3 protein-coding genes are annotated in these 2,859 nt (G+C 51.2%); 2 read left to right on the top strand and 1 reads right to left on the bottom strand.

The genetic code is table 11. The features are described from left to right. Nucleotides 1-86: 86 nt before the first annotated feature. Complete coding sequence (locus ACREAY_RS11045; protein WP_431755825.1) at nucleotides 87-398, bottom strand: hypothetical protein; 312 nt, start codon at nucleotides 396-398, stop codon at nucleotides 87-89. Nucleotides 399-694: 296 nt separating this feature from the next. Between ACREAY_RS11045 and ACREAY_RS11040 the strand changes: the two genes are divergently transcribed. Further along, nucleotides 695-1,867: a hypothetical protein gene (locus tag ACREAY_RS11040; protein WP_431755824.1), complete on the top strand. Its 1,173-nt coding sequence runs from the start codon at nucleotides 695-697 to the stop codon at nucleotides 1,865-1,867. A 35-nt stretch (nucleotides 1,868-1,902) separates the two neighbouring features. Continuing rightward, nucleotides 1,903-2,856, top strand: a complete 954-nt coding sequence (locus tag ACREAY_RS11035) for a hypothetical protein (RefSeq protein WP_431755823.1) — start codon at nucleotides 1,903-1,905, stop codon at nucleotides 2,854-2,856. The last annotated feature ends 3 nt before the right edge of the window (nucleotides 2,857-2,859 follow it).

Here is a 2,859-nt window from a genome sequence, read left to right as displayed (position 1 = left end):
TGGCGTGCAAGGGATATTCTAGATCATGACCATGTTAATGTGCTATCGGCAGCATATGGCGCCCGCTGCACTCGACATAAGACTGGTCAGAAGGCCGGGCGTAGAATTGAACCTGCTGCAAATATCTTTTCTATTGCCGACACGACTGCTTCCGTCGAGTATGGCTTGATGCACCCGATGGAAATGATTGTCTTTTCATCGTTTTGGCCGCCTCCCCACGCCAGCGGAAATAGGAACGCGTCAAAGTGCTCGAAACTCACTATGATGTGCTTTACCTTGCCATACATCCCTTCGTTGCTGCTGACAATCGACTGCATGATCTGCGCTTGAATAAACATCCTCTCCTGCTCTGCCTTGTCCGGCTCTGCAAATCTTGGCCTGACATAGGAGGCTATCAAATTGTCAAGGCCAAAGGCCCATGCACCTACAATCCTATCAGAAGACTCGCAAATTTGCTTGCACAGCAGATTGTAGTCCGTCAATTGGAGTTTGTGGTCGGTGGATATGTTATTTATAGTAAGCAATCGACGTGAAATCCAGCAATGTCCGCCACGCTGAAACCCGGAAAATACTGCCGTGCTGCATTGACTATAAATTTTACAACAGGCTATAGGTATGCAATCTCCTACCTCAAAATATTTCAAAGGTATGTAAATCCACAGTAGTTATAAATACAATAATCTGAAAACTAGATGTGATCAAAGTTATAGCAATAGCAGCCATGACATTGGCCGCCATTCTTGTCGCAAGTATGGCCGTGCCGACGATGGTTTCTGCCCAGTCAGGTGACGACTTTACCTTTCGCTATGAAAAATCAGGCGGGATTGCAGGTTTGCAAAAAGAGGTAACCTATGATTCGAAAACAGGCATCCTGTCGGTAGTTGACAGCATTGCAGGAAATACAGAAAGAATGCTTTCAAAGTCCGAGGCCGACGCGCTAAAGGATGCTGTACGCCAGAGTGGGTTCTTTGACATAAAAGGGAACTTTACTTCCAACTCGGGGGCTGCCGACTTTTTCTCTCATAGTCTGACAGTAACGCTCGACAGCAAGCATCATGCCATCTCGTGGATAGACCCATTTGCATCAGCAGATGAAATCCCGACTGCGCTAACTGGCTTGGCAGAAAGGATTGAGAAATTGCCGTCCACACCTTCTCCAACTCCTCACCCAAGCGTGGGAAAAAGGAGGATCAGCGAAACATTCGTGATAGAATCGTTATCGCACGATGCAAAAGGACACTCGTCCCACCAGGCGTCATACATCCTTTACCCGCAGGCAAACTACATCTATTCCGGCCTACTGACTTTTTCCAGCGCCAAGCCTGTGGACATTCTAGTCTACCACGATGTCACCGGCATTGATGCCAAGGTGGCGATGCATGAGGTCAACGGCAGGTCCTATGCCGTCACGACGATGCTAAAGAACGCGACGGCGGGCACAGTGAGCTTTGCTGGCGCAGGCATCCTTGCACACACCGTAGACGGTGAGCCTTTTACCGTCGTCGCGACAGTCGACGCACTACGAAAGTCTGTCACAGCTACAAAGCCTGCAGCCAAAACATTTGAGGTAGGAGTGGTCGATGAAAAGTTCACCGTCCGTGTGACTGATAAGGAAACTATACAGAAAATGACTGACAACTATAACGGCATGAACAACTACCACGTGACCGGCAAGCTCGTCCGAGGCGACGGCGGTTTCAACCAGCCTTGGTCATGGCACCTTGACCCAAGCTCGGTAAGGATGGCTGAAATATCGATAGAGTTGTGCGACGGCCGGCCGAGCCTTGTCGAAGGCGACCTTGACTACTGGCTTGGCACCGTGAAAACGTATTGTCCCTGGTCAAGCAAGGTGGTAGGGATCAATTAATGGTGATGCCCTGCAGGCGCAAATGATGATGGCAGTTGATAGTGCTCCAGCTAAAGTCGGCTCAGGACCCTGCGGCTCTTGATAACATCTCTCGCATAATCAAAGTGATCTATGACGAGTATGGCTACCTCATTAGGGGCCACGAAATCCACCAGCTCTCGGGGCTAATGCGCAAGACATCTTTGGCAGAAAGGGTCGAGATGGTCTCGCGCTTTTGCACAAAAAACGAGATGGAGTGCCTTACCTACCATGCGCCCATACTTGGCGCCGGCGACAACATCTGGGACGACAAAAGGCGCGAGAAGGTAAAAGAGTCGATACGAGTGACGGCCCGAGAGGCCGAGGCAGTCTGCAAAGAGGCAGGCCTGCAAAAGCCGATAGTCGTGTTCCACCTCACAAGCTATGTCCCCCTGCAAGAGCTTCCTGCCACCTGGGAGGAAAAGTCCGGGCTCCTTGAAAGGGCAGGGCAAGAATTCCTTGCATTTCACAAAGAAGAGCTTGAAAATTCCTGCACTTTTGCGGTAGAAAACACGTACCCGCGATACAAGGCCGACTCGGCAAACACCGGGCCCTTTCACCCACTTGAACTGGTCCGGCTAGCTAAGCATGGGGTTGCGACCACGCTTGACCTTGCGCACTATCAGCTTTATTCCAACTATGTGAAATATGGTCAGGGCAATCTAGTAGGCGACCTTGATAGGCGGCATTACGGCCTTGCGCCGGGCTGGCTAGAGTGCGTAGAAATACTCGGCGACTCGCTTGTCCAGCTTCACATAAGCGACGCAAGAGGGATGGACATCCAGGGCGAGGCGCTGCCTCTCGGAGAAGGCGAGATACCGGTGGCAAAGGTGCTTGAAATCATCAACTCTGCAGGGCGCACGGTGAGGGGGACGCTAGAGCTGGGCGGCGGGCACCTAGACGGCGCAAGGCTTCAGCTGGAAGGCGCAAGGTGGCTGCTGAAAAACGTCCCAAAGGTTTTTGAAAAATAAGAG

The organism is Nitrososphaera sp. (assembly GCF_050748925.1).
GTDB lineage: Archaea > Thermoproteota > Nitrososphaeria > Nitrososphaerales > Nitrososphaeraceae > Nitrososphaera.
The sequence above is the reverse complement of the archived record's forward strand: the minus strand, read 5'-3'. Positions and strand labels throughout refer to the sequence as shown.